The organism is Sphingomonas longa (assembly GCF_016892685.1).
GTDB classification, from domain to species: Bacteria; Pseudomonadota; Alphaproteobacteria; order Sphingomonadales; family Sphingomonadaceae; genus Sphingomonas; species Sphingomonas longa.
Map to the genome: position 1 here is coordinate 498,674 of NZ_JAFEMC010000003.1, position 26,245 is coordinate 524,918.

At 66.7% G+C, this 26,245-nt stretch carries 20 protein-coding genes; 15 read left to right on the forward strand and 5 right to left on the reverse strand.

Going from position 1 to position 26,245, the window contains the following annotated elements; translation table 11 throughout:
- The first annotated feature begins 228 nt into the window (after nucleotides 1-228).
- The 7 genes from ILT43_RS12465 (at nucleotide 229) to ILT43_RS12495 (ending at nucleotide 7,401) form a co-directional block, all read left to right on the forward strand.
- The gene (locus ILT43_RS12465) at nucleotides 229-1,575 is read left to right on the forward strand and encodes a S41 family peptidase (RefSeq protein ID WP_204199285.1); all 1,347 of its coding nucleotides are present in this window, start codon (nucleotides 229-231) and stop codon (nucleotides 1,573-1,575) included.
- Nucleotides 1,575-2,054 carry a disulfide bond formation protein B gene (locus ILT43_RS12470; protein ID WP_239474725.1) on the forward strand — a complete coding sequence of 160 codons (480 nt, stop codon included), beginning with the start codon at nucleotides 1,575-1,577 and terminating at the stop codon, nucleotides 2,052-2,054. Before ILT43_RS12465 ends, ILT43_RS12470 begins: the two co-directional genes overlap by 1 nt.
- A complete protein-coding gene (locus ILT43_RS12475; protein ID WP_211534476.1) occupies nucleotides 2,051-2,584 on the forward strand; it encodes a demethoxyubiquinone hydroxylase family protein in 534 nt (177 codons plus the stop codon). The genes ILT43_RS12470 and ILT43_RS12475 overlap by 4 nt, the downstream gene beginning before the upstream one ends.
- 52 nt (nucleotides 2,585-2,636) lie before the next feature.
- The gene (locus ILT43_RS12480; RefSeq protein ID WP_204199287.1) at nucleotides 2,637-3,185 is read left to right on the forward strand and encodes a hypothetical protein; all 549 of its coding nucleotides are present in this window, start codon (nucleotides 2,637-2,639) and stop codon (nucleotides 3,183-3,185) included.
- 197 nt (nucleotides 3,186-3,382) lie between these two features.
- Nucleotides 3,383-4,447, forward strand: a complete 1,065-nt coding sequence (locus ILT43_RS12485; protein ID WP_343283971.1) for a DUF47 family protein — start codon at nucleotides 3,383-3,385, stop codon at nucleotides 4,445-4,447.
- Nucleotides 4,448-4,454: 7 nt separating this feature from the next.
- Nucleotides 4,455-5,468, forward strand: a complete 1,014-nt coding sequence (locus tag ILT43_RS12490; protein WP_204199289.1) for an inorganic phosphate transporter — start codon at nucleotides 4,455-4,457, stop codon at nucleotides 5,466-5,468.
- A gap of 121 nt (nucleotides 5,469-5,589) precedes the next feature.
- Nucleotides 5,590-7,401 carry a DUF885 domain-containing protein gene (locus tag ILT43_RS12495; protein ID WP_204199290.1) on the forward strand — a complete coding sequence of 604 codons (1,812 nt, stop codon included), beginning with the start codon at nucleotides 5,590-5,592 and terminating at the stop codon, nucleotides 7,399-7,401.
- A gap of 40 nt (nucleotides 7,402-7,441) precedes the next feature.
- On the opposite strand, the gene ILT43_RS12500 is transcribed toward ILT43_RS12495, so the two are convergent.
- Entirely contained in the window at nucleotides 7,442-9,025 is a 1,584-nt protein-coding gene (locus ILT43_RS12500) for an alpha-N-arabinofuranosidase (RefSeq protein ID WP_204199291.1), read from the reverse strand.
- On the reverse strand, nucleotides 9,022-10,200 hold the full coding sequence (locus ILT43_RS12505; protein ID WP_204199292.1) for a glycoside hydrolase family 43 protein: 1,179 nt from the start codon (nucleotides 10,198-10,200) through the stop codon (nucleotides 9,022-9,024). The genes ILT43_RS12500 and ILT43_RS12505 overlap by 4 nt, the downstream gene beginning before the upstream one ends.
- A gap of 135 nt (nucleotides 10,201-10,335) precedes the next feature.
- Here ILT43_RS12505 and ILT43_RS12510 point away from each other — a divergent pair, with 135 nt between their 5' ends.
- From ILT43_RS12510 to ILT43_RS12525, 4 genes are all read left to right on the forward strand, one after another.
- Complete coding sequence (locus tag ILT43_RS12510; RefSeq protein ID WP_204199293.1) at nucleotides 10,336-11,190, forward strand: hydroxypyruvate isomerase family protein; 855 nt, start codon at nucleotides 10,336-10,338, stop codon at nucleotides 11,188-11,190.
- A gap of 97 nt (nucleotides 11,191-11,287) precedes the next feature.
- Nucleotides 11,288-12,328, forward strand: coding sequence for a glucokinase (locus tag ILT43_RS12515; RefSeq protein ID WP_204199294.1), 1,041 nt, complete (start codon nucleotides 11,288-11,290; stop codon nucleotides 12,326-12,328).
- 114 nt (nucleotides 12,329-12,442) lie between these two features.
- Nucleotides 12,443-14,812, forward strand: coding sequence for a glycoside hydrolase family 127 protein (locus ILT43_RS12520; RefSeq protein ID WP_204199295.1), 2,370 nt, complete (start codon nucleotides 12,443-12,445; stop codon nucleotides 14,810-14,812).
- The gene (locus tag ILT43_RS12525) at nucleotides 14,809-16,365 is read left to right on the forward strand and encodes a family 43 glycosylhydrolase (protein ID WP_204199296.1); all 1,557 of its coding nucleotides are present in this window, start codon (nucleotides 14,809-14,811) and stop codon (nucleotides 16,363-16,365) included. Before ILT43_RS12520 ends, ILT43_RS12525 begins: the two co-directional genes overlap by 4 nt.
- Before the next feature lie 579 nt (nucleotides 16,366-16,944).
- On the opposite strand, the gene ILT43_RS12530 is transcribed toward ILT43_RS12525, so the two are convergent.
- A complete protein-coding gene (locus ILT43_RS12530) occupies nucleotides 16,945-17,862 on the reverse strand; it encodes a hypothetical protein (protein WP_204199297.1) in 918 nt (305 codons plus the stop codon).
- Between the two features lie 76 nt (nucleotides 17,863-17,938).
- Between ILT43_RS12530 and ILT43_RS12535 the strand changes: the two genes are divergently transcribed.
- The 3 genes from ILT43_RS12535 to ILT43_RS12545 all read left to right on the forward strand — a co-directional run bounded on the left by ILT43_RS12535 (nucleotide 17,939) and on the right by ILT43_RS12545 (nucleotide 23,979).
- Nucleotides 17,939-19,450: a hypothetical protein gene (locus ILT43_RS12535; protein ID WP_204199298.1), complete on the forward strand. Its 1,512-nt coding sequence runs from the start codon at nucleotides 17,939-17,941 to the stop codon at nucleotides 19,448-19,450.
- A 104-nt stretch (nucleotides 19,451-19,554) separates the two neighbouring features.
- Nucleotides 19,555-22,350, forward strand: coding sequence for a TonB-dependent receptor (locus ILT43_RS12540; protein ID WP_204199299.1), 2,796 nt, complete (start codon nucleotides 19,555-19,557; stop codon nucleotides 22,348-22,350).
- Nucleotides 22,351-22,443: 93 nt separating this feature from the next.
- Nucleotides 22,444-23,979: a tryptophan halogenase family protein gene (locus ILT43_RS12545; protein WP_204199300.1), complete on the forward strand. Its 1,536-nt coding sequence runs from the start codon at nucleotides 22,444-22,446 to the stop codon at nucleotides 23,977-23,979.
- Here the strand turns inward: ILT43_RS12545 and ILT43_RS12550 are convergent.
- The gene (locus tag ILT43_RS12550) at nucleotides 23,954-24,451 is read right to left on the reverse strand and encodes a PIN domain-containing protein (RefSeq protein WP_204199301.1); all 498 of its coding nucleotides are present in this window, start codon (nucleotides 24,449-24,451) and stop codon (nucleotides 23,954-23,956) included. The genes ILT43_RS12545 and ILT43_RS12550 overlap by 26 nt on opposite strands.
- Nucleotides 24,451-24,684: a type II toxin-antitoxin system Phd/YefM family antitoxin gene (locus ILT43_RS12555; protein ID WP_204199302.1), complete on the reverse strand. Its 234-nt coding sequence runs from the start codon at nucleotides 24,682-24,684 to the stop codon at nucleotides 24,451-24,453. Before ILT43_RS12555 ends, ILT43_RS12550 begins: the two co-directional genes overlap by 1 nt.
- Nucleotides 24,685-24,879: 195 nt before the next feature.
- Between ILT43_RS12555 and ILT43_RS12560 the strand changes: the two genes are divergently transcribed.
- A complete protein-coding gene (locus tag ILT43_RS12560) occupies nucleotides 24,880-26,238 on the forward strand; it encodes a cation:proton antiporter (protein WP_204199303.1) in 1,359 nt (452 codons plus the stop codon).
- Nucleotides 26,239-26,245 lie beyond the last annotated feature (7 nt).

Consider the following 26,245-nt stretch of genomic DNA (forward strand, 5'->3'; position numbering starts at 1 on the left):
CTACGGGTGCTCCTGCGTAGGCCGGAGCCCGGTGTTCTTGAAGCAGGGCGAATGCTGCCGGGCTACTGGTTCCCGCCTCCACGGGACACGCGGGGCGCCTTCGCCGGGGAGGTCGGTATCGTCCGCGGCTCGCCCGATCCGGTCAGCCCCCGTTCACCGCAACCCCGCTTTGATCGGCCGTCCGTAATCCGCTACATGGGCGGTTCGTCCTGCCGCCAGAGGAACTTCATGCGTCGTCCGCTCCTGACTGCCACCGCGATCGTCGCTGCAATGTCGGCGATCCCGCTCGCCACCGCGGCGATGGCGGCGGTCGACAGCGACACCTATCGCGAATTCGACCAGTTCATGGACGTGTTCAACCGCATCAAGTCGGATTACGTCGACAAGGTCGACGACAAGACCCTGATCAAGGGCGCGATCCAGGGCATGCTGACCAGCCTGGACCCGCATTCAAGCTATGTCGACGCGCTCGATTTCCAGAATCTGCGGATCATGACCGAGGGCAATTACGGCGGTCTCGGCCTGACCGTGTCGATGGAAGACGGCGCGGTGAAGGTCGTGGCGCCGCAGGAGGATACGCCGGCGGCACGTGCGGGCGTGAAGGCGGGCGATTACATCACCCACATCGACGGCAAGCTGATCTATGGCGATACGCTGGACGAGGCGATCGGCCTCATGCGGGGGAAGCCGGGTACGAAGATCGCGCTGACGCTGGTGCGGCCGGGTACGACCAAGCCGATCGACGTGGCGATGATGCGCGAGGTCATCACGCAGAAGCCGGTGAAGTGGGAAGTCCGCGGGCAGGTCGGCTATATCAACATCAACACCTTCTCCGAGGCGACCGGGGCGGACACGCGCGCGGCGATCATGGCGATCGACAAGGCACTGGGGCACCGGCCGCTGGGTTATGTCGTCGACCTGCGCGACAATGGCGGCGGGTTGCTGACGCAGGCGATCGCCGTCAGCGACGCGTTCCTCGACCACGGCGAGATCGTGTCGCAGCGCGGACGCGAGAAGTCGGATATCGAACGGTACTTCGCGAAGCCGGGCGACGACGCGCACGGCCTGCCGGTCGTCGTCCTGACCAATCCGGGTACCGCGTCGGCGTCGGAGATCGTCGCGGGCGCGTTGCAGGATCACCACCGCGGGCTGGTGATGGGCGAGCGCAGCTTCGGCAAGGGATCGGTGCAGACGTTGCTGCCGCTGGGGCCGGAGACGGCGCTGCGGCTGACGACGGCGCGCTACTACACGCCCTCGGGTCGGTCGGTGCAGGAGGGCGGGATCGAGCCCGATATCGCCGTGCCGCAGATCAGCGACGCCGATTACAAGTCGCGGCCGGTGTTCCGCGAGGCGGACCTGCGCCGTCACCTGATCAACGAGGTCAAGGCCGACAACAAGGTGCTGGAGGAGGATGCGAAGACCGACCCGCGCTTCGCCGCCACGCCCGAGCAGCTCAAGAAGCAGGGAATCGAGGATTTCCAGCTCTATTATGCGCTGAAGACCGTCGCACGGCTGGGCGGGCCGGCGCAGGTGGCGGCGGCGACCAGGGTCACGGTGAAGACGCCAGCCAAATGATGAGCCGCTTGCGTACCGCCAACCTGATCGCGCTGCTGCTGCCGCTGGCGCTGCTGGCGGGCGCATGGGGGTCGCAGCTCATCGGCGGGCTGATCCCGTGCGAGATGTGCCACTGGCAGCGACTGCCGCATTATGCCGCCGTCGTGATCGCGGTACTGGCGCTGATGGTCCGGCGCGGTGGCGGCCGCGCGGCGCTGGTTGCGGTGGCGGCGGTGTGCATCGGCGTGTCGGGCGTGATCGGCGTGATGCATGCCGGCGTCGAATATCATTGGTGGCAGGGCTTTACCGCCTGCACCGCCAATGCTCCACTCGGCGGGATTTCGGCCGCGGATCGGCTCGACGCGCTGCTGAAGGCGCCGGTGGTGCGGTGCGACCGGGCCCAATGGTCGCTGTTCGGCGTTTCGATGGCAGGCTACAACGCGATCCTGTCACTCGGTGGCGCGGCGCTGATCCTGTGGCTGTTGCGGAGGGTGCGATGAGCTGGAAACCCGGTGACCGGCGCGAGCGGAGCGATGCGATGATCCGCGTCGATCAGGCCGGCGAATATGGCGCGACGCGTATCTATGCCGGGCAGCTGGCGGTGTTGGGCGACCGGCATCCGGCGGCACGCGCGATCCACCACATGGCGGCGCAGGAAGAGCGTCACCGGGCGTTCTTCGATCGCATGATCGTGGAGCGCGGCGTGCGACCGACGCTGCTTCAGCCGTTCTGGACGGTCGCCGGCTTCGCGCTGGGCGCGGCGACGGCGGCGATGGGGCCGGACGCGGCGATGGCGTGCACCGCCGCGGTCGAGACCGAGATCGACAAACATTATGCCGAGCAGCTCGAGGAGCTGGGCGACAGCGACCCCGAACTGTCGGCGGCGATCGTCGATTTCCAGGCCGAAGAGGTCGAGCACCGCGAGCATGCCCTGGCGGCGGGCGCGGAGAATACGTTCGGCTATCCGGTCCTGAGCGGCGCGATCCGGCTCGGGTGCCGGCTGGCGATCGCGGCGGCGAAGCGGATTTGATTACGATGTCTCGGGGATGTCTCGGGAATGTCTCGGGCGGGGAGAGTGGCGCGTGAAACGATCGATGCTGGTGCTGGCGTTGCTGGCCGCGCCCCTAACCGCTCCGGCAATGGCGCAGCAGGTGACGACGCCCGCCCCCGCGACGGCACCCGTCACCAGCGCCGCTCCCCCGGCGGCGTCGCGACCGGTCGCGGCGCAGGTGAGTGCGCGGCCGGCGCTGCCCGGCATTGCGCGCCCGCGTCAGGGCACCGTCGCTCAGGAGGGCGTCGGCAAGGGCGCGCCGGTCAACGGCGTGCTGGTGATCTATGGCAACGAACGCTGCCCGACCAACAGTGACGGCGACGAGATCGTGGTGTGCGAACGCCGCTCCGCCGAGGAGCAGTATCGCCTGCCCAAGGAACTCCGCAGTCTGGAGGTGACGCCCCAGAACCAGAGCTGGGCGGCGAACGCCGGCGGCGTGATGGCGACGGGTGCGAGCGGGATCGGGTCGTGCTCCGCCGCGGGTGGCGCGGGGGGTGCGGTCGGCTGCATGGGCCAGCGCGACCAGGCCTACCGCGCCGACAAGCGCGCGCGCCAGCGCGACGCGCGGCAGGTCCCCTGATCGACGGGACCGCGCGATACAGGTGTAGTCGTGCGACATTCCTGTGATCGGCCGTGCGAAACCTGATCGCGGCGATTGTCACGAATCCGTAATGCGGCCACACGGGTGTCGCCCCATCGGATCGGACCTTCGCCATTCGCCAGATCGCCGCATTGCCGTACCGGATCGAAGGCAGCGGCGATGCGGTCGCCGTCCGGATCATGCTGGTCACGTCCCGCGGGACCGGCCGCTGGGTGATCCCAAAGGGAAATGTCGGCCCGACCGCCTCGCTCCACGCCGCCGCAGCGGCGGAAGCGGAAGAGGAGGCGGGGGTGTGTGGCGCGCTGTGTCCCGTGCCGATCGGTGCCTATCGCTACCGCAAGCGACGTGGCAGCGGTGCGTCGCTGATGGTCGATGTGGACGTGTTTCCGCTGGCGGTGACGCAGGAGCTGGACGACTGGAAGGAGCGGGCGGAACGGGAACGGCGCTGGTTCTCGCTTGCAGATGCTGCCAAGGCGGTGGACGAAGCTGATCTGCGGGAGTTGATTCAGTCCTTTGCCCCGGCGCAGTTCCAGCTTGCGGTGCGGCAAGGCGGCCGTCATCGACGCCCTCCCGGTCATCCAGCAAAGGGCAATTCGATGTTCGCGTGGTTCCAGCGTCTCCTTCCGAAGACGGGCAACTTTTTCGAACTGTTCGAGGCGCATGCGGCGACGGTGCTGGCGGGCGCGGAAGCCACCGCGCGGCTGCTCGACGGCGGGCCGGCCGGCAAGGAACACATTCGCGAGATCATCGAGCGCGAGCATGATGCCGACGAGATCACGCGCGAGGTTTTGAAAAGCGTTCGCGCCACGTTCCTGACGCCGTTCGATCGCGCTTCGATCACCGCTTTGATCGGCAGTCTCGACGACACGATCGACGAGATGCAGGCGGCGGCGGCGGCGATCGACCTGTACGACGTCAGCAGCTTCGCGCCCGAGATGCGCGATATGGCGGCGATCGTCGTCGATGCGGCCCGGCTGGCGGCGGAGGCGATGCCGCTGTTGCGCGACGTGACCCGCAATGGCGAACGGCTGCACGAGTTGACCGAGCGGCTGATCCGGATCGAGGGGCACGCCGACGAGATCCATGCCGCCGGGCTGAAGCGATCGCTCCAGGAACATGGTGCGACCGACACGCTGCGGTTCGTGATCGAGCGCGAACTCTACAAGCATCTGGAGCGCATCGTCGACGCGTTCGAGGATGTCGCGGACGAGATCGACGGCATCGTCATCGATCACGCCTGACGCTCCGATGCACGAACTCGCCTTTCCGCTGCTGGTCGGCCTGATCCTGGTCGCGCTGGCCTTCGATTACCTGAACGGGCTGCACGACGCCGCGAACTCCATCGCCACCGTCGTCGCGACCCGGCTGCTGTCGCCGGTGCGCGCGGTGATCTTCGCCGCCTTCTTCAACTTCGCCGCCTATTTCCTGACGATCGCCTTTCCGAGCCTGCACGCGGTGGCGGAAACGATCGGCAAGGGGCTGATCGACCAGCGGGTGGTGACGCCGGCGGTGATCTTCGGTGCGCTGGGCGGGGCGATGTTCTGGAACATCGTCACCTGGCTGCGTGGTATCCCGTCGTCATCGAGCCATGCGCTGGTCGGCGGGATGATCGGCGCGGGCGTGGCGCATGCAGGCATCACCGGCGTGCAGTGGACCGGGTTGAACAAGACGCTGCTCGCGATCGTGCTGTCGCCGACGATCGGCATGATGCTGGCGATGACGGTGATGCTGGCGTCGAGCTGGATCTTCCGGCGCTCGTCGTCGGCCCAGGCGGAGCGGAGCTTTCGCGTGCTGCATCTGTGCTCGTCCGCGGCCTATTCGCTCAGCCACGGCCTGAACGATGCGCAGAAGACGATGGGGATCATCACCGTCCTGCTCTATTCCACGGGCAACCTGACCGGGCCGTTCGAGGTGCCGCACTGGGTCGCGATCAGTTGCTACGTCGCGATCGCGCTCGGCACGATGACGGGCGGGTGGAAGATCATCGAGACGATGGGATCGCGGATCACCAAGTTGTCGCAGCATCAGGGATTCAGCGCCTCGATGGCCGGATCGATCGTGCTGTTCGGCGCCTCGGCGATGGGCATTCCGGTATCCACGACCCACACGATCACCGGCGCGATCATCGGTGCCGGAACCGCGCGCCGCGCCTCCGCCGTGCGCTGGGGCGTGGCGAAGAGCGTCGTCGCGGCGTGGATCATCACGATCCCGGCGTCCGCACTGGTCGGTGCGGGTTTCTACGCGCTGACGCTCTTGTTCTAGGCGCCTTCCGCGAGGATCGGCCTATCATCTGCGTGTCTTGGCCGGTCCTCGACAAAGCCGGTCGCGGTCTTCAACATCACCGGGCACCTTGCGGTGCGACCATCCATCGTCGGGAGCGTCCATGCATCGCCGCCACTTCCTCGCATCGGCCAGCCTCACCTCCGCCCTGATGGTCCTTCCCCAACAGGTACGTGCCGCCGTGGGGACGCGGGATGCGGAGTTCCGGGCCATGCTCGATCGCTTCTTCTACGCACGGCTGGACGACAGTCCCGAGCAGGCGACATCGCTGGGGCTGGATACGGGTGCGCGCAGCGGCCTGAAGGCGAGGCTCGACGACACGTCGCGCGCGGGCCAGACGCGGCAGTTCGCGCGGGCGAAGCAGGAACTGGCCGCGCTGAAGGCGGTGCCGCGCGACACGCTGGGCGACGCGGCCAGGCTCGATTACGACGTCGTCGAATATGGCCTTCAGCGCGTCGTCGCCGGCCAGCGCTACGGATTCGGGGCCAGTGCCGGGCGGTTCGCCCCCTATGTGCTGACGCAGTTGACCGGCGCATATCGCGACGTACCCGATTTCCTCGGCAACCAGCACCGCGTCCACGACGCGGGCGATGCCGACGCCTATGTGGCGCGGGTGCAGGCATTCGCGGGCGCGATCGACGCGGAAACCGAACGCCAGCGCGAGGATGCCGCCAGGGGCGTGTTCGCGCCGGATTTCATCCTCGATACGACGCTGAAGCAGCTGGCGGCGGTGCGCGACAGGGCACCCGACGCGACCGGGCCGGTCACCGATCTGGCCGCCAAGCTGAAGGCGGCGAACCTGCCGCCGGAGCGGGCGCGGGCCGTCGCTGCGCTGATGCGCGATCGAGTGTTCCCGGCGCTGGACCGGCAGCGGGCGCTGGTGACCGACCTGCGCGCACGGGCGGTGCACGATGCGGGCGTCTGGCGCCTGCCGGACGGCGACGCCTACTATGCGGCCGCGGCAAGTGCGGCGACCACGGTCGACATGACGGGCGACGAGATCCACCGGCTGGGTCTGGCGCAGGTGGCGGAGATCGGCGCGCGGCTGGATGGCCTGTTGACGGCGCAGGGACTGACCCAGGGCAGCGTCGGCGAGCGGCTGGTGGCGATGAACCAGCGACCCGACCAGCTCTATCCTAACACCGATGCGGGTCGCGACGCGCTGCTGGAGCAACTGCGCGCGCAGATCGCGGCGATGACGCGGCGCCTGCCCGAACAATTCGCCGTCCTGCCCAAGGCTCCGGTCGAGGTGCGTCGGGTGCCCGAGGCGATCCAGGCCGGTGCGCCCGGCGGCTATTACCAGTCCGCGTCGCTCGACGGGTCGCGTCCGGCGATCTACTTCATCAACCTGCGCGACACGTTCGATCGTCCGAAATTCGGGCTCGCCACGCTCAGCTATCATGAGGCGGTGCCGGGGCATCACCTCCAGGTCATGTCGGCGCTGGAGAGCGAGGACATTCCGCTGATCCGTCGCCGCGGTTTCTATTCCGGCTATTCGGAAGGGTGGGCGCTCTATTCCGAACAGCTCGCCGACGAGATGGGGCTGTATGACGGCGATCCGTTGGGGCAGATCGGCTACCTCCAGTCGCTGCTGTTCCGCGCGACACGGCTGGTGGTGGATTCCGGCATGCACGCCAAGCGCTGGAGCCGGGAGAAGGCGACCGATTACCTGATCGCAACGACCGGCATTGCCCGCGGGCGCAGCCAGGGCGAGATCGACCGCTATACCGTCTGGCCGGGACAGGCGTGCAGCTACAAGATCGGCCATACCGTCTGGGTCCGTATGCGCGACGAGGCGAGGCGCCGGGCGGGAGCGAACTGGGATCCGAAAGCCTTTCACCGCGTGCTGACGATGGGCGCGATGCCGCTGACGGTGCTGGAACGGGTCGCGCGCGAGCGGATCGGCAAGAACTAGGCGCAACCTGTCTTCGCGAACGCCTGCCGGATCGTCCCCCCTACCGGATGGTCACCAGCGTGACCGAGCGTGCGGGCAGCGTCATCGTCAGGGTGTCGCTGGCGAGGCGCACGTCCTGCAAGCGTCGCGGGACGAACGGATCGGGCTTGCCGAATTCGACGCGCGTATCGATGCGGGCGGCGGTCAGCGTCTCGGCCGTGGCGGTGCGGCCCGCGACCCCTGCCAGTAGTGCGCGGACCGGGGCCGGGCGGTCGGGGTCGAGATTGACGATCGACAGGTGCAGCACGCCCTGCGGATCGCGGCTGCCGGAGACGTTGACCTGCGGCATGCGCTCCTTACCCTCGACATAGTCCGGAGCCGCGACGTCGACGGGGATCATCGTCGCGCCCTGATGCACTTTGTAAAGGTCGAAGACGTGCCATGTCGGCGTGACGACCATGTCGGCCCCGCGCGTCAGCACCAGCGACTGGATGACGTTCACCATCTGCGCGACGTTCGCCATCTTCACCCGGTCGGCATGTCGGTTGAAGATGTTGAGGCTGACACCCGCGATCACCGCATCGCGCAGGGTGCTGTCCAGATACAGCGCCGACGTGCCCGGCTCGCTGGCGAACCACGCACCCCATTCGTCCACCGCCAGCGCCACGGTCTTGCCGGGATCGTACCGGTCCATGATCGCCGAATGCTTCGCGATGAGCGCATCGGTCAGCGACGCGCGTCCCAGCGCCTTCGCCCAGCCGGTGCGATCGAAACCGACGTTGCGGCCCTTGTCCTGCCAGTCGTTGCCCGCAAAGGTGTAGAAGTGGAGCGACAGGCCCCACATCAACGGCCGACGATCGATATAGGCGAGCGGCGTGGGATCGGGCCGCCACGTCATCGCGCGCGCCATCATCGTCTCGGTCCACGCATAATCGTCGGTGTCCGCGCCGACCGCGATCAAGCGGGCGGCCGGTCCCGAATAGCTGCGCAGGAATGCGGCGTAATGGCGAAACGTCGCGGCATAGGTCTCGGCGGTCATGTTGCCGCCACAGCCCCAACTCTCGTTACCGACACCGATATAGGGCACCGCCCACGGCGATGCGCGACCATTGGCGGCGCGGGCACGACCGGGGTCGCTGTCCGCGGGGGCGGTCATGTACCGCATCCAGTCGTCCGCCTCCTGCACGCTGCCGGAGCCGACGTTCACCGACACGAACGGTTGCGCGCCGATCTGGCCCAGGAAATCCATGAACTCGTGCGTGCCGAACGCATTCGTATCCGGCTTGCCGCCCCAGGACGCGTTGATCTCCTGCGCGCGCCGGTCGCGTGGGCCGACGCCGTTGCGCCAGTGATAGGAATCCGCGAAGCAGCCGCCGGGCCAGCGGATGACGGGCACCTTCACCTGCTTCAGCGCGGCGACCACGTCGTTGCGGATACCGCGCGTGTTCGGGATCGGCGAATCCTCGCCCACCCAGATGCCCTCATAGACGCCGCGACCCAGATGCTCGACGAACTGGCCGTAGATCTCGGGCGCGATCTGCGGGCCGGGACGATCGGCGTGAACGAGCAGGGTCGTCTGCTGCGCCAATGCCGGCATGGCGATCAGACCCAGCATGAGCGCCAGCCGACGCAGCGCGCCGGTCATCGCGCCGGGCCCCTGCCGCTGAAATAGGTTTCGAGGCGTGCCGCCTCCGCATCGGTGATCGGCATCACCGCGCCGTGCTTGGGCGATGCGAAGTTGGTCGCCTTCATGCGCGACCCGGGATCGTTGAAGCGACCGATATCGGTGAAGGTCCGGAAATCCTTCGTCTCCGCAAATCCCATGTTGTTCGGCTTGGCCCCGAACACGTCGTACATCAGCACATAGGTGTCGGTGTCGTACCGTTTCCACAGCGTCGGTGCCTCCGCGGCGACCTTCTCCGGATCGACCTTTTGCGGATCGTACGCATAGGGTCCGGTCAGCCGGTCCGACACCGCCTGGCGGATGTTGCCCGGCTTTTCATGCGCGACGTAGAACATGCGATATTTGCCACCGACCTTCGTGATGTCGGCGTCGATCACGTTCACGTCCGGGCGCGGATAATCGAGGATCTTCTTCGGCACCGTCGTCAGCGTCGTGAACGCCGGATCGGCATAGGAATAGACCATGAAGTTCGGGCCGTTGCCGTAACGCGTGGTGAAATACACCATCATCCGCTGCTTCGCCGGGTCCCAGATCGTCTCGGGAGCCCAGGCATTGCCGGCCTTGGCGAAGGCGGGGAACAGGCGTGACACGTCGACCTTCGCCAGCGTCCAGTGGATCAGGTCGCGGCTTTTCATGAACAGCAGGTTGCGGTTGTTGCCCCAGCCGAAATCCTTGTCGGGCCGCTCCCACTCCGTCGTCCGCAACCCCTCGCGCTGGGCGAAGATGTGAAGATCGGTCATGGACATGTAGAAGGCCTCGTCGCGACCGCGCACGATGTGGGGATCACGCACGCCCTTCTGGTCGGCGATAGCGCGGCCCGACAGAACCGGGCGGCCGTCGTTCACGTCGGTGAAGCTGTATCCGTCCCGCGAGATCGCGAAGTACAGCGAGTGCGTCTCGTCCTTGAAATAGGTCATCAGATAGGCGGAGCGCGGGAGCTTGGCGACCGGAGGTGCTGGATGGCGGGCGAGATCGCGAACCACCTCGAGCTGGCGGTCGCCCGCTGCCGGCGGCGTCGCCGAGGTGTCGCCCGCTGACGGCGTCTTCGCCGGGGTTTCGCCGGCGCGCGATCCGGTGGGAATCGTCAGGGCGCCGAGGCACAGGAATGCCATGCCGTATCCGAATGCAGCCTTCATTCCGGTTCTCTCCTATTTTGGAGTGCCTTAGATCATGACGCCTCCGCAGCGTCAATTAGTCTGACAATATCATCGTATGGCCGGCTTGGACGCGACGCGCCTTGCACTCGCCGCACGCTCCGGTACCGTGCGACGATGATCACACGGCGACAGGCCATCGGCTCCACCCTCTCCCTTGCAGCGACGACGAGCCTCGGCCCGATCGCGGCCTGCGCTGCCGCACCCTCCGCCGGGCGGTTGAAGCAGTCGGTCAGCCGCTGGTGCTACGAGAAGATTCCGCTCGACGACCTGTGCGCGTTCGCTGCGAAGATCGGGATGCAGGGGATCGATCTGCTGCAACCGGCCGATTACGAGGTGCCGCGCAAGCATGGGCTGCGCTGCACGATGGGCTATGCGGCGGACGGCATGACGATCGCGAACGGGCTGAACCGGCGCGAGAACCATGCGGCGATCGAGGCGGCGTTCCGGGTCGGCATCCCCCAGGCGAAGAAGTCCGACGTGCCCAACGTCATCGCCTTTCCCGGCAATCGTCGCGGCATGTCCGATGAGGAGGGAGCGGCGAACACCGTCGCCGGCCTGAACCGCGTCAAGCGCATCGCCGAGGATAATGGCGTCACGATCTGCCTCGAACTGCTCAACAGCAAGGTCGATCATGCCGACTATATGGCCGATCACACCGCGTGGGGAGCGCGCGTGATGGAGCAGGTGAACTCACCGAACGTGAAGCTGCTGTACGACATTTATCATATGCAGATCATGGAAGGCGATCTGATCGATACGATCCGCAAGAACATCAAGTGGATCGGACATTTCCACACCGGCGGCGTGCCGGGTCGCCACGAATTGAACGACACGCAGGAAGTGAACTGGCACGGCGTCGCGCGGGCGGTCGCCGACCTGAACTTCCAGGGGTATTTCGCGCATGAGTTCGTGCCCGCCGGCGATCCGCTGCCGGCCCTTCGAGAGGCGGTGCGCATCTGCACGGTGTAGTGCGCCGCGCGGTGCGGCGATCGATCGAACACGAATAATCAACGGACGTTAGCGATAACACCTGCACGTCACGACAGTGGGCGCAGGAGAGAGATTCGTGCTCGACACCAGAGCGGCCGGACTGCCGCACCCGCTATCGCCATGTCCGCCACCGCCGCGCACGGTCGTGGAGACCGGACTGGAACCCGCCCTCGTCGCGCATCTCGGGCGCAAGGGGTTGCGGATCGCGTTGACCGACGCTTGCGGGCTTCCCCAACTCACCGGCATCCGCACCTATGGCGCGGATGCCAGTTCGAGCGTGGCCGGCGCGCTGACCGCGTTCCAGCGTGAGCTCGGCCTCGACCGCTTGCCGGAACGGATCGCGATCGCGGTCGCGGGGTTGCCCCGCGGCGATACGATATCGGTCACGCAGACGCGCTGGTTCGTGTCGCGCTCCGGCCTCCGCGCCATGCTCGGCCGGCCGCCGCTGATCCTCAACGACTTCGAGGCGGAAGCGTGGGCACTCGCCGAGCATCAGGATCGGCGGTTCGAGCCGATCGGAGCGTCGCCGCCGATCGATCCGCAGCGCCCCGGCACCTATTGCATCGTCGGCATGACGTCCGGCCTGGGCGTGTCGCTGATGACGCGCCATGCCGATGGCGGCATCGCCGTCGTGGCGACGGAGGCCGGGCATGCCGCTCTGGCTCCCGCATCACGGGCATTGGCGGATCTGACGGCGGCCCTGTTTCCCGACCGCTATCCGGTTGTCGCGGAGCATCTGATCTCCGCGGTCGGACTCGGCACGATCTACGATCATCTTGCCACCGTGCAGAAATTGCCGCGACGATCGACGACGCCCGAAGCGATCACGCGTAACCGTGCCACGGACCCCGTCGCGCGTCAGGCCTGCGACCTGCTGGCGGAGGCCTTCTCGGCGCATCTCGGCAGTCTGGTCCTGACCTTCGGCGCATGGGACGGCCTGATCGTGACGGGTGGTCTGGCGAGCGCGTTGCGTCCAATCCTGGCGTCGGATCGCATGCGGGCCGTGTTCGCCGGGACGGGGAAATATGGCCGGCTGCTTCAGGCGATGCCGCGCGCCTTCTGCGATCTGGATCATGCCGAACTGATCGGAGCGGCACAGGCGCTTCGCAGCAGGTGACGCTCGGCAGCGTTCCAGCCGCCATTCGGCATCATCCGTGCGGCCACGAGTAAAATAAGGTATACGAAATTTTCTTGTCCGACTACACGGGGTCGAACGGACGAGGGAACGATCATGACGCCGATTACGCGAAGGTCATTGCTGCATAGCGGCACGGCACTGGCGGCGGCGACGTTTGCGAGGCCCCTGCACGCCGCGGTCGATCGACCGGCGGTGTTGCCGGCTTTGAAGCCGTTGCCGCTGGCGGCGGTACGGCTGAAACCGTCCGACTTCGCGACGGCGGTGACGGTCAACCATCGGTATCTGCTGGGTCTCAGCGCCGACCGGCTGCTGCACAATTTCCGCAAATATGCCGGGCTGGCGCCGAAGGCGGAGATCTATGGCGGCTGGGAGAGCGATTCGCTCGCCGGCCACACGCTTGGTCATTACCTGACCGCGCTGGTGCTGATGAACGCGCAGACCGGCGATGCCGAGTGTCGCCGCCGCGCCGACTACATCGTCACCGAACTGGCGGAGGCGCAGGCGAAGCGCGGCACTGGCTATGTCGGGGCATTGGGGCGGAAGCGAAAAGGCGAAAGCGCGATCGTCGACGGGGAGGAGATCTTCCCGGAGATCATGAAGGGGGAGATCAAGTCGGGCGGGTTCGATCTCAACGGTTCGTGGTCGCCGCTGTACACCGTGCACAAGCTGTTCGCCGGCTTGCTCGACGTGCACGAGGCATGGGGCAATGCGCAGGCGCTGACGGTGCTGATCGGCCTCGCCACCTATTTCGAGCGCGTGTTCGCGGCGCTGGACGACGCGCAGATGCAGGAGGTGCTGGGGTGCGAATATGGCGGCCTGAACGAGAGTTACGCCGAACTGTACGCGCGCACGAAGGATGCCCGCTGGCTGAAGGTGGCGCAGCGGATCTACGATCGCCGCGTCCTCGATCCGCTCGCCGCGCGGGAGGACAAGCTGGCCGGCTTCCACGCCAATACGCAGGTGCCCAAGCTGGTCGGCCTCGCACGCCTGTACGACCTGACCGGCGACGAACGATACCGCACCGCCGCGCGCTTCTTCTGGGAGACGGTGACGCAGCACCACAGCTACGCGATCGGCGGCAATGCCGATCGTGAATATTTCTTCGGGCCTGATCGCATCGCCGGCGCCTTGAGCGAGGCGACGTGCGAGCATTGCAACACGTACAACATGCTGAAGCTGACGCGGCAATTGTTCGCGTGGGAGCCGAACGGCGCGCTGTTCGACTATTACGAGCGCGCGCACGTGAACCACACATTGTCGCAGCTCAATCCGCGCAACGCAGGCTTCTCCTACTTCACGCCGATGCTGTCGGGGGCGGCGCGCGAATATGCGCCGGCGGGGGAAGAAGGCTTCGTCTGTTGCGGCGGCAGCGGGATGGAAGCGCATGCCAAGCATGGCGATTCGATCTTCTGGGAGGGGGACCGGATGCTGATGGTCAACCTCTACATCCCGGCGGATGCGACCTGGGTGGCGCGCAGGGCGACAGTGGCGCTGGACACCGGCTATCCCCACGATCCGGAGGCGCGGCTGACCTTCGCGACCCTGGGCAAGGGCGGACGGTTCCGCGTCGCGCTGCGCGTACCCGGCTGGGCGGCGGGCAAGGAGGCGGTGACGGTCAACGGTCAGGCCGTGCCGGTGTCGCACACCGCGGGCTACGCGATCGTCGAACGCCGTTGGAAAGCGGGCGATACCGTCGCGATCACGCTGCCGCTGGAACTGCGCACCGAGGTTGCGGAGGGCGGCGGACCGGTCGCGATCCTGCGCGGGCCGCTGGTGATGGCCGCCGACCTCGGCCCGGCGGAGGACAAATGGACGGGGATGGAGCCGGCCCTGGTCGGGGACGACGTGCTGGCCGCCTTCGCGCCGGTCGCCACCAAGGTGTCGACCTTCACCGCCCGTGGTGTCGGGCGGCCCGGCGACCTGACGTTCGTTCCCTTCTACCGCCAGTTCGACCGCCGCAGTGCGGTCTATTTCCGGCGGTTCACGCAAGATCAGTGGCAGCAGGAAGAAGTCGCGTTCAAGGCCGAACTCGCGCGGCAGCAGGACGTGGCGGCCCGCTCCATCGACATCCTGTATTTCGGCGAGATGCAGCCGGAGCGCGATCACAATCTGGAGAGTGAGCAGTCGTGGCCGGTCAGCTATCGCGGGCGTAACGGCCGCGATGTGCGGTCGGGCGGATATATGGCTTTCACGCTGAAGACGCGGCCCGGCCCGCTGATCCTGCAAGCGACCTATTGGGGCGAGGACAAGAACCGTGATTTCGACATCTTGGTTGACGACGTGAAGGTCGCGGGCGAGCAGCTGACGGGCAAGGCCCCCGGCAAGTTCATCGATGTCGATTATCCGCTGCCCCCGGCGCTGACCCGCGGCAAGGCGAGCGTGCGCGTGCGGTTCGTGCCGCACGAGGGGCGAACGGCGGGGCCGGTCTTCGGCGCGCGCCTGCTGGCGGGAGCGGGCAAGTGAGGCGCCCGGTCCTGGTCGCCGCCATTTCTGCGCTGTCGCTGGCCGGCGCGTCCACGGCGCAGACCGGCGTGCCCGTCACCGCGCCGGGCAACCCGATCCTCGCCGATGGTCGCTATTACTCGACCGACCCCGCGCCGATCGTGGACGGCGACACGTTGTGGATACTGGCCGGCCGCGACGAGGCGGAGGCGGGCGTCAACGACTTCATCATGAACGAGTGGCAGCTGCTGTCGACCAAGGACCCGGCTGCCGGTCGCTGGACGCATTATCCGGCGCTCGTCAAGCCGGAGGCGGTATTCGCGTGGGCAGAGCCGGGCAGGGCCTATGCCGGACAGATCGTGAAGGGGCCGGACGGGCGCTTCTATCTGTACGCGCCCGTGCTCCAGCGCGAGAGCAACGGGGCGGACAAGTTCGCGATCGGTGTGGCGGTCGCGGACCGGATCACCGGCCCGTGGCGGGATGCGCATCCCGCCGGACCGATCGTGTCGCAGACGACGCCCGTCGCGAACGACATCCAGAACATCGATCCGACCGTGCTGATCGACGACGACGGCCGCGTCTATCTGTACTGGGGCACGTTCGGGCAGCTGCGCGGGATCGAACTGGCCCGCGACATGGTCACCACCAAGGGGGCGGAGGTTGCGGTTCAATCGCTGACCGGCTTCTTCGAGGCGCCGTGGCTGATGAAGCGCAACGGCACCTATTACATGCTGTACGCCGGCAACAATGCCGGGCCGGACTCCGCCTGCACGCCGGCCGTCTACCATGCCTGCATCGCGTACGGCACCGCCGCATCGCCGCTGGGGCCGTGGACCTATCGCGGGACGGTGCTGAAGCCCGTGAGTTCGACCACCAGCCACCCCGGCGCGGTCGCGTTCAAGGGGCAGTGGTATTTGGCCTATCACACCGCCGATGCGGTCGGCGGCGGCCATTTCCGACGCAGCGTGGCGATCGACCGGCTGGAATGGGACGACAGCGTCTCGCCCGCGGCGATCCGGCCGGTGGTGACGACCCGCCGCCCGGTGCCGCCGCCCGTCCCGACCCGCAACGTCGCCGCCGCGGCGCAGGCGCACGCCTCGAACGAGCCGGTGCCGGTACAATATTGGATCAAGGCGCTGAACGACGGCATCGTCCGGGATGCGCCGCTGCCTCCGGACCTGTGGGGCAGCTGGTCCCCCGACAATCCGCCGCAGCAGTGGATCGAATATCGCTGGCCGCAGCCGGTGACGCTCGACGGCAGCCGCATCCGCTTCTGGGCGGATCATCCCGCCGGCGCGAACGAGGGCGTTGCGCCGCCGGCCGCTTGGCATCTGGAATATTGGGACGGCGCGTGGAAGCGCGTACCGGGGGCGAGCGCCTACGCCACCGCACCCGATGTCTGGCAGGCGGTGCGCTTTCCGGCGATCACCACGCGGTGCCTGCGCGCCGTGTTCGATGCAGCGGGCAGCGGCACACGCCATGCCGCCGTCGCGGTGTCGGAGTGGGAAGCACTTGCCCCGCGCGCTGCGCCGCCGGTGACGGTGCCGGCGGGTCCGTTACCTACGTGCGGGTAGAGCGGGAGCTGGTCGGATCGACGCTCGGGCTGGGAGCATGGAACCGGCGCGGGGCATTTCGGGACGCCGGGCGGGGTTGATACTCATTCCCCTTGAACGGCGGGCGACGGCTCCAGCACCTCCGTGCTCCCGCGGAGGGGGGAGCCCAGTACTGGGTCCTCGCTTTCGCGCGGACACAGGACCGGTACGTGCCCGAAGGGGCGAGAACCCGTCGGTCTCGTCTTGTGAGGTACTCCTTTCCCTTCGCGGGGGCGCTGGTGGAGAGGTCGCGACCCAGTCCTCCTCCAAAGTGAACCGTTGCAGAACCTTCTACCGCCTCGGCGACCACCGGCGCAGTGGCATATCAGCGGTAATCGACTGAGAACGTTGCCCAACTGGACCCCGGCCTTCGCCGGGGTGGTGGCTTGGTGACAGGAAGTGGAGCTATCTCGCAACGATCCCTCTACGGGGCGGGAGGGAGGTCGGTTCGACCTCGCGCAATCAGATCGCGAGTTGTTGCGGTCGTCCTCGATTGGTCGAAGCGGCCGTTCCCACGAGCCACGTCGTCCGGGATCGAGGGAGCGGCATGACACCCCGGCGTCAGCACACCTCCGCGGTCGAGGTCGGCGGCGGGCCCGGCGGCACGCGGGCGGGATGCATGTAATAGGCGTCGCCGGGGACGCGGTGGCGGGTGCCGTAGACTTCGCTCAATATGTTGAACAGGGCGACGTCATAGGCCGCGAGATCGGTGTCCGACAGGATGCGGCGACCATCGACCACCGCGAGCATGTTCGAATTGAACCAGGTCTGCGTTCCCTCCGCCCAATATTCGTCGACGGTGACGGCGGCATATTCACCCGTCCACATCTTGCGCGCCATCGCCGACGCATAGGCCCGCTCGACACGCGCGTAGAGGCCCGAATCGACCGTCCGTGCCGCCTCCAGGATCGCGTGGGAGAATTCGTGGACGAAGATGTTCTCCCCGTAATAGCGGGTGTCGGGCATCCCGAGCAGGTTCTCCGTCGCGGCACTGGTCAGCGATCCGCCCATGCCGCGCGCGCGCCGGTTCCAATATTCGGCGTCGGTGAGCTTGCCGATCCGCTCCGGGTAGAGTTTGCGCTCGCAGATCGTCAGCCGCGGATCGTCGATCGTCGGTTTCTTCCAGTCGCGCTGCTCGGGCAGGTCGACCGTGCCCTCCTTCTCACCCATGATCGCGACGCGAAAACCCGACGCGATCATCGCCCGGCGGAGGTCCGGCCGCTCCGCCAGCATCGCCACCGCGATGTCGCGCGCCAGCAGCAGCGCGGTGTCCGGCACCGCGGCGGACGACGCGATCGGAATACCCTCCGCATCGATAAAGCGACGATAGAACGGATCGAGCTTCAATGTGGCGGGCGGCGGACCGATCATCGCTGCGGCATAGGCGGCCGGCGTCGCCGGTGCTGGCGCATCCTGAGCGCCCGCGGGGATGGCCGTGCAGCCAAGAGCCAGCAGGGCGAACGACCTGATCCGCATCATCGAACGACTTGCTCCCTTTTTATCGTATACGGTATAAACGCGACATTATGTCTGCGTAAAGTGGGGGAGGACGAGAATGCGACCGTTGACGATGTTGGTGCTGGCATGCCTGACGGGCGCGGGTCACGCGAGCCTTGCCGCCGCTGCGGAGCGGGCGTGGGTGTTCGACGATGCGCCCGCCTATCCCGGCGTGACGATGATGCAGGTATCGGACGAACAGGGATCGGTCAGCGGATCGGTCACGACCGGTTGGTACGGCACGATCCCGATGCAGAACGCCCGCTGGTCCGGCGGCACGCTGACGTTCGATACGCGCAACCTGAACGACCCCGATCGGCCGACGCGGCGCTGGACCGCGCGGGTCGACGGCAAGCGTGTGATGCTGGAGGGCGGGTTGTGGCATTCCGACGTGCGCCAGGCGGGACGCCCCGCCGCCGTAGCGGACGTCGCGGCGCGCACGTTCCGGTCTGCGCCAGACCTGCCGCCGCTCGGTACGCTCGCACCCGATGGCCTCGCTGCGACGCCACCGATGGGCTGGTCGAGCTGGAACGCGTTCGCCGATCGCATCGACGATGCGACGATCCGCGCGATGGCGGACGCGATGGTCGCGCGCGGGCTGCGCGATGTCGGATACACGCACATCAACATCGACGACGGCTGGCAGGGGAAGCGCGACGCCGCCGGCGTGCTGCAACCCAACGCCAAATTCCCCGACATGAAGGCGCTGTCGGACTATGTGCATGCCAGGGGGCTGAAGCTGGGCCTCTACACCTCCCCCGGCCCGAAGACCTGCGCAGGGTATGAAGGCAGTTACGGCCATGTCGAACAGGATGCGAAGACCTTCGCCGACTGGGGCGTCGACTACGTCAAATACGATCTGTGCTCGGGCGAGTGGTTCTACGCCGATGCCGACAGCGTCCAGCGCACCTATTACCAGATGGGTGCGGCGCTGAGGGCGACGGGCCGGCCGATGATCTATTCCCTCTGCGAATACGGGCGCTTCGCCGTGTCGTCCTGGGGGCGGCAGGTCGGCGGGCACCTCTGGCGGACGACGGGCGACATCACCGACGATTACAAGACGATGTCCGACATCGGCTTCGTCCGGAATCCGAAATTCGCGCCGGCGGGACCCGGCGGCTGGAACGACCCCGACATGCTGGAGGTCGGCAATGGCGGCATGACCGACGACGAATATCGCACGCACATGACACTGTGGGCGATGCAGGCCGCACCGCTGATCATGGGCCACGACCTGCGCAAGACGACGGCATCGGCGATGCGGATCCTGACCAACCGGGCGGTGCTGGCGATCGACCAGGACGCGCTGGGCGTTCAGGGACGCCGCGTCCGCGCGGACGGTCAGGTGGAGATCTGGCGCAAGGAACTGGCGAATGGATCGGCGGCGGTGGCGGTGTTCAACCGCGGCACGGCCGCGGCGTCCGTCACGCTGACCGCCGCGGACTTCGGGACGCGGACTGTCGGACAATTGAATGAGCTTTGGTCGGGGCGGAAGGTTCAGCCGACGTCGGCGGTAACTATAGCGCCACATGGAAGTTCAGTTTTACTAATGAAAGCTAAATTACAGTAATATCGTCATGCGGTTGTTTAAGTACATAGCTTACAACAGAGTTGACAATCACTCCTACAAAAAGGAAGTATACGATATACATAAGACAATAAGGGGTGGTTGGTATGCTGAGGGGGTTCCGGTTCGGGCCATTGATTGCTGCGGCGGCGTTGGTACCGGCAACGGCGTGGGCGCAAACGACGACCACAGCGACGGCGCAGGACGGCGATCCGCGACAGGATCGGACGGACATCGTCGATCCCACCGGCACCTCCGACACCCCGGAAAGGACCGACATCATCGTGGTCGGTATCCGCGGATCGGTCGCATCGGCGGCCAACAAGAAGAAGAATGCCAAGCAGATCGTCGACTCGGTGGTGTCGGAGGATGCCGGCAAGCTTCCCGACAACAATGTCGTCGAAGCCTTGTCGCGCGTCACCGGCGTGCAGATCGAACGATCGCGCGGGCAGGGGCAGGGCATTGCCATTCGCGGGCTGTCCGGCGTGCAGACCACGGTGAACGGCAACGACACCAGTCTCGGCGACGGTCGCTCCCTCAATCTGGCCGACATCCCGGCCGAACTGTTGAAGTCGGTCGATGTGTACAAGACCCGCACCGCCGATCAGGTCGAAGGCAGCATTGCCGGCACGGTCAATGTGGAACTGCGCCGCCCGCTGGACCTGCCGAAGGGCTGGACCGTCGCCGGGAGCGTCAAGGGCATCTACGACGACATTGCGAAGAACGTCAGTCCCTATGGCAGTCTGCTGGTGGCGAACCGCCGCGACACCGGCATCGGCGAGATCGGTTTGCTGGTCAACGCGTCGTGGACGCGAACCAACTACAAGGAAAATTTCATCGAGAGTGAGTCTCCTGATGTGCCGTTCGGCAGCAGTGCGGAGCCCAACTCGCCGCGCGCCGGCCTCCCGGCCGGTTTCGAAAACACGATCATCCCCTACCGCGCCTATTACGGGCTCGAAGAAGGTCGGGTGGATCGCCCCTCGATCAACGTATCCCTGCAATGGCGAGCGAACGACAATCTCGATTTCGTGGTCGAGGGCGGGTATCTTGGGTCGCGGGCGCAGAATACGTCGGATCGCCTGTACGTTCTGACCCGTGAAGGCGGATCGAAGTACACGAATCTCGTCTTGCAGCCGGACGGTCGCACCGCCAAGTCGCTGACCGTCACCGTTCCCCTCGCGTCCGACGGTTCGGGCGGACTGCCGGCGGGCATCGACTCGATCTACAATCGGGCCAAATCCGACCTCTACACCACGAATTTCGAGATGCATTGGCGAAGCGAGCGGGCGCTGCTCAACACGAGCGTCCAGTATAACTGGAGCAAGGACAGCAACGTTCAGGCTGAGCACCTGACACGACCATTCGGGTTGACGACCGCCAACGTAGACTTCGCGTCGGATGCCTATTCGAAGCCGGTACCGTCAATCACGTTCCCCGGCGTCGATCTGGCCAACATCGCCAGCTACGGCGTGGATCGCTACCAGGATCTGGCCGGCGGATCGAAGAATCGCGAGTTCGCAACGCAGAGCGATCTGACGATCATCGCGAGCGAAACGGGCCTGTTGCGGACGATCCAGGCTGGCGTGCGGTTCAACCGGCGCGATCCCAGCCGGTTCTACGGCTACCGGGACGGTTTGCCGCGGATCAATCGGCAACTCACACCGCTGTCGCAGTTCCCCGGCGGCGATCAGGCGGAACTGGTCGGGCCGGACCTTCCCGGCGCGCCGCGCTGGTATCGCATTCCCGGCAACGTCGTATTCGCCAATCGCCCGGACATTCGGGAGTACATCCAGGCCAACGATCCCGGCAACGCCACCCGCTTTGCGACGGAAGAGATTCCTTCGGACCGAGGCCAAACCTATGTCGGACGGGAAAATCGCCTCTCCTATTATGCCCAGATCGGCTACGCGTTCGACCTGCCGGTTCCCGTCGATGGGCTGATCGGCGTCCGGTACACTAATACCTGGGGAAGCTCGAGCAGCTATAACTTCCGCCCCGGTAACGCGTCCACCGGTGGCCAGGACATCGTCGAGTTTGCGCCGGCTCGCGGCAATTACGAGGACATTCTGCCGAACGCGACGGCGACGATCCATTTCACGCCGAAGGCGCAGTTGCGCCTGTCCTACACCACGAACGTGCAACGGCCGAGCTTCTACGACCTTCGTCCGTTCTACTTCGCCAACACGCAGGCGGTGCCGCCGGTCATCGACGCGGGCAATCCCGATCTGAAGGCGCAGCGGGAGCATGCGTTCGACGTCAGTGCGGAATATTATTTCGGCCGCGGCGGTCAGTTGTCGCTGGCGGGTTATTACAAGAAGGCCACGGGGTTCCTGTTCTTCAGCCGGGAGGTCGTCGCCGACCTCGCGCAGTATGGCTTGCCCGGCCAGAGCGGCTTCGTGGCGCAACAGCGCAATGCCGGGGACGGTACGTTCGCCGGTCTGGAAGCGACCGCACAAACATTCTTCGATATCCTGCCCGGCTTCTGGAGCAATTTCGGTGTCAGCCTGAATGCGAGCTACATCCTGAAAGCACGTGTCGAATATCCGTTTCCCGAGAATTTTCCGGGTGCTTACGACTCGGTGAACACATCCAAGTGGACGGCCAACGCTGCGCTGTTCTACGACACGCCTAAATTCAGCACCCGCGTCGCGTTCAACTACCGATCGGCGTTCCGATTCTTCATCTGGGAGCCTAACCCGGCATACTCCTTCTACAATGACGATACCTACCGCCTGGATGCGGCGATCAACTATACGCCGGTCAAGTTCATGACCCTCTCGATCGAGGGCACGAACCTGCTGGGGAATGACGTCTATCGCTACTTCGGTAAGGAGAACCTGCTGCCGCTCGGGGTCCGGACGCTCGCCCGTACGGTGCAGGCCAGCGCCCGCTTCCGCTTCTAGCGCGCAGCAATCGGCCGGGCGGCTGGCAGCCGCCCGACCGATCGCGGCCACACCGCCCTGTTCGCGCATCGCACCGCGCGCTATCGTCGTGCGATGACCGGCAAGCGGCGCATCCTGATCGTGGGCGGAGGAACGGCGGGGTGGCTGACCGCGGCCTATCTCGCCCGAGCGCTGGGCTCCGCGGTTGACATCGTCCTGCTCGAATCGCCCGACATCGCCACGGTCGGGGTGGGCGAGGGCACGTTCCCGACGATCCGCGAGACGCTGCGCTTCCTCGGCATCGACGAAGCCGCCTTCGTGCGGGAGGCGGGGGCGACGTTCAAACAGGGCGTTCGTTTCCGCGACTGGCTGCAGGCTCCTGCGGACGATCACCGCCACAGTTATTTCCACCCGTTCGAGCCGCCCTTTGCCGGCGACGGCGCGAACCTGATCCCGCACTGGCTGGCGCAGGATGCGGGCGCCCGTCCCTCCTTCGCGGAAGCCGTGACGATCCAGAACCGCGTCGCCGACGCCGGCCGCGCGCCGAAACAGGCGGGGGAGGGGGATTTCGAGGGGCCGCTCAACTACGCCTATCATTTCGATGCGGTGCGGATGGCCGCCGTGCTCGCCGACCGTGCCCGGGAACTCGGCGTCGTGCATGTTGCGGGGCGCGTGCTGGACGTGGTGCTCGACGGTGGCGGCTCGATCGCGCGGCTCGACACCGAAGCGGGCGCACTGACCGCCGACCTGTTCATCGACTGCACGGGCTTTCGCGCCGAACTGATCGGCCGGGCGCTGGGATCGCCTATCCATTCGGTCGCGGACCAGTTGTTCACCGACCGCGCCCTGACCTGCAAGCTCCCCTACGACCGGGCGGACGCGCCGATCGAGAGCGCGACGATCGCGACCGCGCATGCCGCGGGCTGGATCTGGGACATCGGTCTGGCCGGCGCGCGCGGGATCGGCTGCGTCTATTCCAGCCGGCACATGGATGACGACAACGCGGCCGCGGTGCTGGCGGATTATCTGGGCCCCCGCGCCGAGGACGTGTCGCCGCGCCTGCTGCGCTTCCAGGCAGGCTGGCGCGAGCGGCAGTGGATCGGCAATTGCGTCGCGGTGGGATTGGCGGGCGGCTTCCTCGAGCCGCTGGAGTCGACCGGCGTCGTCCTGATCGAGGCGGCGGCGGGAATGATCGCGGAGCTGTTCCCGCATCACGGCCCCGTCGATCTGCCCGCGGGCCGATTCAACGACCTGATGACGGCGCGCTACGCCCGCATCGTCGATTTCCTGAAGCTGCATTACTGCCTTAGCCGCCGGTCCGAGCCGTTCTGGCGCGACAATGCCGATCCGGCGAGCATCCCGGCGAGCCTGAAGGCGCTGCTCGACCAGTGGCGCTATCGCCCGCCGAGCCGGTTCGACTTTGCGCGCGAGGTCGAGTCCTTCGCGTTCTTCAACTACCAGTACATATTGTACGGAATGGAATTCCGCACCGACCTGCCGGACGGGCGGGGCGATGCCGCGGAGGCGGAGCGCCAGTTCGCGCGGATCAGGAGTTTCGGCGATCGCGCCAGCCGCGACCTGCCGTCGCACCGCGCGCTCGTCGAACAGATGTCCCGCGCCGCGCCTAGCCGCGTGCGAAGAAGTTCTTGAGCCACACCGGGCCACTCCGCGACGCCTGACGCCAGTCGCCGTCGTCGCCCTCCGCGCGCGCCGAATAGCTCCACGGATCGACGGTGCGCACCTTGGCGAGGCGATACGCCGCCGGCGTGCGGGTCGCGATCGTCAGGCTATGCTCCAGCGCGGTCGCGGCGACCATGCCGTCGCGGAGATGCGCCAACCCCAGCGCCGCTGCCCGCCGCGCCGTGGTCGCGTCGAGCGACAGGATGCGCCCCTCGAACGCGGACATCAGGGGGCCGTCGATCCACCGCCGGATCGTCGCCGCGCCGGCCTTGTCCGCTTTCTCCACCTGCGCCGCGCCCGCGCCCAGTTCTGCGAGGGTCAGGGCGGACACGAACAGCGTCGACAGCATCTGTGCCTCTGCCCAGCGGATCATTGCCGGGTCGGCGTCGCGCTGCCGGATCGCGCGCAGCGCCCACACGACGGGCGTATCGAGCAGGTACATCAGGCGAGGCCGCCACGGATGCGCTGCCAATCCGGTTCGACGGCGACGGGCTCGTCCTCCGCGATCTGGTCGAGCCAGCCGTCGCGTGGCCCGGCAAGCTGCTGGAATGCATCGAAGCTCAGCAGCACATGAGTCGGCTTGCCGCGGTCGGTGACGAACACGGGCTCCTCGCGCGCGAGCCGCTTTGCCTGACTAACATCCTGGTTGAAGGCGCGGCTGGTGACCACTTTCATGAACCTACCTGCCTACCTTTCCGTGATAATGATGTAGGTACGATACTAGCTTGTTGCGGGGACGCAACGCTTTGTCGCAGCAGCAGCAAAATCGCGTGTCGACCATGCGAAGCCTGCTTGCGCGCAGCCCCGCGGCACGCTTCCTGCGGCTGATAGACGAGGCGCGGAAGCCTTGCCGCGGGAAGAGGAACGACGATGAGCGGGTGGATGGACAGCCTGAACGGGACCGTGGCAGGCTTGCTGGGGCCGCATGGTCCGGCGGTGCAGGCGGCTGAGCAGAGCTATGCTCCCGGCGATTTCAGCATCCACTTCTTCCTGCAACTTGCCGTCATCCTCGTGACGTGCCGCGTCGTCGGTTGGCTGGGCCGGAAGTATCTCGGCCAGCCGCAGGTCGTCGGCGAGATGATCGCCGGCGTCGTGCTCGGGCCGTCGCTGCTCGGGCTCGTCCTTCCCGGACTACAGGGCGCGATCTTCCCGAAGGAGACGCGCAACGTGCTCTACGCCGGCGCGCAACTCGGTGTCGGACTGTACATGTTCCTCGTCGGCACCACGCTGCGCCTCGATCATTTCCGCAGCAAGGCGAAGGCCGCGTCAATGGTGTCGATGGCGGGGATCGCCGCACCGTTCGCGATCGCGGTGCTCATCACGCCGCTGCTGCTGACCGTGCCGGGCCTGTTCGCGGCGGGCATCAGTCAGGTCAACGCGACGCTGTTTCTCGGCGCTTGCATCGCGCTGACGGCGTTTCCGATGCTGGCGCGGATCATCAACGAGCGCGGGCTGGCCGACTCGTCGCTCGGGACGCTGTCGCTGACCGCGGGGGCCTTCGACGACGCGTGTTCGTGGTGCGTGCTGGCGATCGTGCTGGCGACGTTCGGCGGTGGTGCTGGCGTCGCTATCCTGGCGATCGGCGGTGGATTGGCGTGGGCGGCGTTCGTCATCCTCGTCGGGCCGCGCCTGCTCGCGCCGCTCGCGCGGATGGTCGAGCGGGAAGGGCAGTTGAGCATGACCGCCTTCGCGTTCGTGATGATCGCGTTCTGCACGTCGGCGTTCCTGATGGACGTGGTCGGCATCCACGCGATCTTCGGTGGCTTCATCCTCGGCGCGGTGATGCCGCGCGGGCTGCTCGCGACCGAACTCAAGCGCAAGCTGGAGCCGCTGACGGTCGTTCTGCTGCTGCCGATGTTCTTCACCTATTCGGGGCTGAACACCCGCATGGACATGGTCAATTCCGGGTCGCTGCTGCTGATCGCGTTCGGCATCCTCATCGCCTCGGTGCTGGCGAAGGGCGGCGCCTGCTACCTCGCGGCGAGATTATCGGGGGAAGACAACCGCACCGCGCTGGGGATCGGCGCGCTGATGAACTCGCGCGGGTTGATGGAGCTGATCATCATCAACATCGGCCTTCAGAAGGGCATCATCGGCCCGACCCTGTTTGCGATGCTGGTGCTGATGGCGATCGCGACGACGATGATGGCCACCCCGCTGTTCGAGCTGTTCTATGGTCGTCGCGGTCGCGAGTCGGGCGAGCTGGCGGAGCTCGCCCGGTCGAACTGACCGCGCG